Here is a 6,134-nt window from a genome sequence, read left to right on the forward strand (position 1 = left end):
AGACCAGACTATAACGTGTTCCAGTTTTGGGCGAGTGTCGAACGGCGTCGACTTGCAATCGGCGGATGCGTCCTGAGGTGCGGCGCCCGATATGACAAACCTCTAAACCCGCGCGGACTCATTCTCTGGCGACAGGTCACTGGTCACGTGGCGGTTCTCGTTCACGCCGATCATCACCACCGCGCCCACCAGTGGGCCGATCGCCAACACGACAAACGCCGAATAGAACGACCCCGTCGCCGAGAACACCGGTCCGACCACCGCCGGTACCAAGACGCTACCGAGTTGCCATACGGCATTGACTCCGCCGGCCGCCGAGCCGACCAGTTGCGTACCCGTCAATACGGGCGTTATCGCCGCAGTGAGCGGCGAATAGGCGTAGGCCCCGATTCCCAGTATCGGAGCGCACCAGAGAAATTGGGTATAAGTGTCGAGTCGTCCGAACACCAGTAGCGTGACGCCGAACAGAAGGAGGATGGCCACAATCGGCAGCTTTCGTCCAATTCCGAGTTTGTCGGTCGACCACCCAATCAATGGTTTCGTCACGAGAGCTACACCAGCAAAGATGACGAGGACGACACCCGCGTCTACAGGGTCGATGTTGCTGCCTCTCGTCATCAAAGTGTTTGACCAAGTTATGAACCCATACGTTCCCCACAGCCCGCCGAACCCCGCGATCCCGAGAAGTATCAGATCACGGTTCTGAAGCAGCGGACGCAAGTTCGGCGCGCTACGCTCAGGCGGCACCTGGTCAGGCTGGCCGTTCCGGACAAGGATGAGACACAACAGTGCGATGACGATGGTGACCGAGCCGAACACCCGGTACGGCTCTTGCCATCCCGACGCGATGATCATCCGCGGTACCGCGGCGTTGGCGATCAACGTGCCGAGGGAGGTCGCGGTCAGGAAGATCCCCATGGCCAGCCCGTACTCGGAAGGCCTGAACCACGTCGCTATCAATTTCAGCCCGGCCGAATAGTCTGCGCCCGCAAAGAATCCGACGGCCCCTTGCACGATCAGCCCGGTGGTAATGGAGGTGGTGGAGCCGAAGACAATCATGAACGATCCTGCTACCAGCATGGTGGTGGACAGCATTGCGCGGCCACCGATCCAATCGGCGAGGAATCCGCCGAACGCGTTCGAGACCACATACCCGATGTAATAGCAGGTGGCGAAGATGCCGATCGCTGCCAACGGTACCGCCAATGAGTCGCTGACAGAGGCTGCGGCGGGACCCCACGTCGAACGATCCACCGACGTCATGGTGAACGCCGCCCAACACATGAGGAGGACTACCCACCGATATCCCGGGGAGGCACTCATCAACGATCCTCCCTGAAGTGGGATCCACCGTGGCTCGGGCTATCGAAGAGGCCGGCATCCGGTGGGTTCTGGACCAAGCCGAGGGTAGCCGCGCATCGGTGACCACGCCATGAACCGATCCAGTGGGCCGCAGGCTCCTCACCCCATCGATCGGCACCGGTGCGGGGTCGTTTCGGCAGCGCACCGGTTCGGCTGGTTCTTCGTTCCGCCGAAGAACCAGCCTTGCACCGGAATTTTCCCGGTCAGACGGCGTCGCCCGGCTCCACGCGGAATCCGACCTTGACGGTCACCTGATAGTGCGCGACGGCGCCGTTCTCGATATGGCCGCGGGTGCCGACGACCTCGAACCACTCGAGATTGCGCAAGGTCTCGTGGGCTCGCCCGATCGCGTTCTCGATCGCTGCATCGGTGCTCTCACTCGACGAACCGACAATCTCGACAACCCGGTACACGTGATCACTCATCATGTTTCCTCAAGTTCGTAGGTGTAACTACGTTGTGACTGCCATCACCCTACGACGTGAACCGCGGTCGAGTCAGGGCAGCTGCCACACTGTGGTGCCGTCGCTCAGACATGCTTGACCTGCAAAGAAATTGATGGCGAGCGACGGCCCGCCTGAGCACACCACACCCCTGGCCGGTTCAGCGACGAGCGCTTGCCCGCCCGGGCCGCTGAGTACCAGCGCGGGACCGGTATCGGTGACGGTCCCGATGGCGACGCTCCCGGGCCCGACCGCGACCGCGGCGACGGCGCCGCCACGCGCCTCAGCGGCACCGACCCCACCGTCCAGTCCTACCCCGAGCGCCGCGCCCGCCTGGGCTGCGTCGGCGAAACCCACGCCGTCGGTGGCGAAGGCCACCGAATTGCTGCTCGGGTCGGCGTTGGCGGCGCACGCGCTGCGACCGACGATCACGGTTTCCGCTCGGCCCGCTTGTCCTGTGCAGGAGAGGGAGGCGGCCGACGCGGTGGCCGCTGCAATCGCCAAGGTTCCGAGTGCCGCTACGACCACACCGAGGAAAACTCCGGCGGTACTGACTGTCGTGTGTTCCATTGCGACCTCACCTTGTTCCCGATGCCGACCCTTGTGGAGTCTACGTGTGGGGCACTACCGGCGATCACGGTCCCTACTGGGCTGTACCCGCTTCGGTTCGCCGGGCATCTTGGGGTAATTGGGCGGGTAAGGCGGGTAAGGGAGGTCACCGAGTCTACTCGCGGCGTCCCGATCCGCCATCGCCAGCAGTACGTCGAGCGACTGCACCGCGTCATCCATGGTCGACATGGGGTCGCCGCGCTTCTCGAGTAACGCCGGCACCGTTGCGATGGTGAAATCGTCCGGGTCGACGTCGACAAGCTCTTCCCAGGTGACCGGCGTGGACACAGTCGCGATTGGCGTCTTGCGGGCCGAGTACGCGGACGCGATGGTCTTGTCGCGAGCGTTCTGATTGAAATCGAGGAAGATACGCTCGCCGCGCTCCTCCTTCCACCAGTTCGTGGTGGCCCGGTCCCCGCTACGCCGCTCGATCTCGCGGGCCAGCGCGATCCCGGCCCGTCGCACCTCGACGAAGTCCCACCGCTGCTCGATACGCAAGTACACATGCAGGCCGCGGCCGCCTGACGTCTTGGGAAACCCGACGAGACCGAGTTCGTCCAGGAGTGGCCGCAGCACGTCCAGCGCGACCGCACGGGCGTCGTCGAATCCGGTGCCGGGTTGGGGGTCCAGGTCGATCCGTAATTCGTCGGGATGGCCGACGTCAGGACACCGGACCGCCCACGGGTGGAACGTGATGTTGCCGAGGTTCGCCGCCCAGACGATGTCCGGGGCGCTTCGCACGCGCAGCACGTCCGCCTTCCTGCCCGAAGGAAACGCCACCTCGCACGAGTCGACGTGGTCGGGACGCTTCGCCGGAACCCGTTTCTGGTAAATCTCCTCGCCGTCGACACCGTCCGGGAACCGCTGCAGGTGCGTCGGCCGATCGAGCAGGGCGCCGAGCAGCGGTCCCCCGAGTGCGACCGAGCGGTAGTACTCCACCAGGTGCCGTTTCGTGCCACCTCCGGCTCCGAGTTTCGGGTAGTAGATCTTGTCGGGATTCGACAGGCGCACGGCGACGCCGTCGACGTCGAGTTCTTCTGCAGGGCTTGCCATCTAGAAGCCTCCCGTCAGCACATCGTCAAGGTCGTATCGCACCGGAACTTCCAGTTGTTCGAACGTGCATTCGCCGGGTGCCCGGTCCGGACGCCAGCGCAGGAACCGTGCGGCATGCCGGAAACGCGCACCCTCCATCTGGTCGTACGCCACCTCGACGACGCGTTCCGGTCGCAGTGGCACCCACTGCCGGTCGTTGCCGGAACGCCAACGGGTGGGCGCGCCCTCAGCGACGACGTCCTCACCGATGCGCAGTTCGTCCAGTTCGGCGAGCAGTTCGATGCGCCGGGCCGAAGTGAAAGCCGATGCGCCGCCGACCATCGCCATCTGGTCGCCTTCATAGAGTCCCAGCAACATCGACCCGATACCCGGTTGACTCTTGTGCGGCCGGTATCCGATGACGACGCAGTCTGCGGTACGGGAGTGTTTCACCTTGACCATTTCCCGCTTGTTCGGCAGGTACGGACCGACGAGTTTCTTCGCCACCACGCCGTCGAGGCCGGCTCCCTCGAACATCTCGAACCACTCGGTGGCGGTCGCGCTGGATTCTGTGGCTGCGGTCACGTGGCAGGTGGGTCCACCGCCGATGGTGTCGACCAGTTCTGCACGACGAACCGAGAAGTCCTCCCGGCTGAAGTCCCGGTCGCCCAGCGCCAGCACATCGAAGGCGATGAACTGGGCCGGGGTCTTCTCCGACAGCATCGTCACCCGACTCTCCGCAGGATGAATGCGCTCCGACAACGATTCCCAGTCCAGCCGGATGCGGCCGTCGATACTCCGCGGCACGACGAGTTCGCCGTCCACCACGCATCTCTGCGGCAGTTCGTCCCTCACGGCACGCACCAGTTCGGGAAAGTACCTGGCCAGATCCTTTCCACCCCGCGAACCCAGCACCACCTCGTTGTCGTCACGGAAGACGAGCGCGCGGAAACCGTCCCACTTCGGCTCGTACGACCACGTGAGCCCGGACTCCGGTTGCGGCGGAACGCACGACGCGGCCTTCGCGAGCATCGGCTGCAACGGCGGCATCACGGGAAGATCCACCTGTCCATACTGTCACCACGACTGACACCATGATTGGCAAATCGGACGGTGTTGTCATCAATTAGTTCGCTGCGGAGTTGATCATCGCGGGTCTGGTCGGACGGTTGTGCACATCGGTTGCCGCGCCGTCGGCAGCGGTACTTCTCGTTCGCGCATTGTCCCCACAGCCGACCTGCTGCGGATTCACACCCCGCAACCGACGCCGGTCACAACCAGTTGCGGCGTTTGAAGACCGTGAACAGCGTGCTACAAGTAACCGCCATCAGCGACAGCGCGAACGGGTACCCGAAATCCCAATGCAATTCGGGCATATGGTCGAAGTTCATACCGTAGATGGTCCCGATCAGAGTCGGCGCGAAGAGAATCGCCGCGTATGCCGACACCTTTTTGATCTCTTCGTTCTGCTCGATGCTGGCATGGGTCAGATTGCGGATCTCCTCGTTCTGCTCCTGCGACACCAGGGTGGCGTTGACCTTCAGGATGTTCCCGAGTAACTGTCGAAAGTTGTCCGCTCGCTCGACCGCAACAGTCGCGTGGTCGGTGACGTCCCGCAGGTACCGTTGCAGCTCGTCATCGGTGTTGTACTTGTCGAATCCCGCCGATAATCCCTTCAGCATCCCGAGCAGTGGCCTCGTCGCCCTCTGGAATTCGATGACCTCTCGGGTCAGTTCGTAGATGCGTCGCGACACTCCGGGCGCTCCGCTGAACACCTCGGTCTCGATCTCATCGATGTCAGTCTGCAGCCCGGACACCACCGGCGCGTACCCGTCGACTACCGCGTCGAGGATGGCGTAGAGGACGGCCTCTGTCCCGAGACTCAGCAGGTCCGGATTGCTCTCCATTCGCCGGCGGACCGCCGACAGATCGGGTGACTCACTGTGCCGGACGGTGAGCACGAAGTTTCGCCCGCAAAAGATGTGCAACTCACCGAATTCGACGCGCTCGGTCTCATCGCAGTACCGCGCTGCCCGCAGGACCACGAACAACGTCTCACCGTAACGCTCGAGCTTGGGTCGCTGATGGGCAACGATCGCGTCCTCCACGGCCAGTTCGTGCAGATCGAATTGCTCTGCTGCCGCATACAACTGGGACTCGTTGGGACGGTACATGCCAATCCACGCCATCGAGGCCGAATCGAGCACACCCCCGAAAGCCTCCGACAGGGTGCTAGTGGTGGCAATCCTCTTTCCGTCACGGTAGACGGCGCTTTGGACCACTTTCCCATTGGGATGTTGGACCACTTTCGGTTTGGAAGAAGCGGTTTCGGCGGCGCAGTGCGTGGCCTCGCCACCGGCGACGCTATCGACGTCGGTCAGACCAGTGGAACGGCTGGGCAGAATGGAACGGATCGGACGCAACTGAGGCATGGTGGAGCTTTCAAGAAAGAGGGCAGAACTATCTGCACCGGGAAACACGGGCTGAGGAACACAAGATGAAACCGCGGCACCTATCGGTGAGACGATTTCAGCTGGTACTGGGAGGTTGGCTGCTCATTCGAATGCCACACCTCCTCTTTCCCTCGAACTCACTAACCTCGAAAACACTGACCTTGAAGTACCGACCTTCGAACACATTGAAGGCGATATGCACACTCGCGACGTGGCGCGACTGGCATACCTCCGT

At 62.9% G+C, this 6,134-nt stretch carries 6 protein-coding genes; all 6 read right to left on the minus strand.

The window, feature by feature from the left end; translation table 11 throughout:
* Positions 1-102: 102 nt before the first annotated feature.
* On the minus strand, positions 103-1,323 hold the full coding sequence (locus tag RM2_RS10955; RefSeq protein ID WP_072689009.1) for an MFS transporter: 1,221 nt from the start codon (positions 1,321-1,323) through the stop codon (positions 103-105).
* A gap of 242 nt (positions 1,324-1,565) precedes the next feature.
* Positions 1,566-1,787: a dodecin gene (locus RM2_RS10960; protein ID WP_072689099.1), complete on the minus strand. Its 222-nt coding sequence runs from the start codon at positions 1,785-1,787 to the stop codon at positions 1,566-1,568.
* 72 nt (positions 1,788-1,859) lie between these two features.
* Entirely contained in the window at positions 1,860-2,375 is a 516-nt protein-coding gene (locus RM2_RS10965) for a DUF6764 family protein (RefSeq protein WP_072689011.1), read from the minus strand.
* A gap of 54 nt (positions 2,376-2,429) precedes the next feature.
* Entirely contained in the window at positions 2,430-3,467 is a 1,038-nt protein-coding gene (locus RM2_RS10970; RefSeq protein WP_072689013.1) for a DNA polymerase domain-containing protein, read from the minus strand.
* Positions 3,468-4,511, minus strand: a complete 1,044-nt coding sequence (locus RM2_RS10975; RefSeq protein ID WP_072689015.1) for an ATP-dependent DNA ligase — start codon at positions 4,509-4,511, stop codon at positions 3,468-3,470.
* Positions 4,512-4,717: 206 nt separating this feature from the next.
* The gene (locus RM2_RS10980) at positions 4,718-5,878 is read right to left on the minus strand and encodes a magnesium and cobalt transport protein CorA (RefSeq protein ID WP_072689017.1); all 1,161 of its coding nucleotides are present in this window, start codon (positions 5,876-5,878) and stop codon (positions 4,718-4,720) included.
* Positions 5,879-6,134 lie beyond the last annotated feature (256 nt).

Source organism: Rhodococcus marinonascens NBRC 14363 (genome assembly GCF_001894885.1).
In the GTDB taxonomy this organism is placed as follows: domain Bacteria; phylum Actinomycetota; class Actinomycetes; order Mycobacteriales; family Mycobacteriaceae; genus Rhodococcus_F; species Rhodococcus_F marinonascens.